Here is a 203-nt window from a genome sequence, read left to right on the forward strand (position 1 = left end):
AATGCGGCAGGTTCGTTATTGACCAATGTGAATAACAAAGGGAAAGAGAGCAATACCACGCATGCGGCGGTGTCGGAGGGTGAGATTGTTATCCGCGATAAGGATAATCAGAAACAGGATGTCAATGCGTTAAGCCGTGATACGGACAATGCCCACGAGAAACTGAACACGATTTTTGACAAAGAGAAAGAGCAGAAGCGGAT

1 pseudogene is annotated in these 203 nt (G+C 46.3%); it reads left to right on the forward strand.

The window, feature by feature from the left end:
• Positions 1 to 203, forward strand: a pseudogene (locus AC4IFT_RS22665) (VENN motif pre-toxin domain-containing protein); the annotation flags it as partial.

Source organism: Providencia sp. UF-183, from assembly GCF_058246155.1.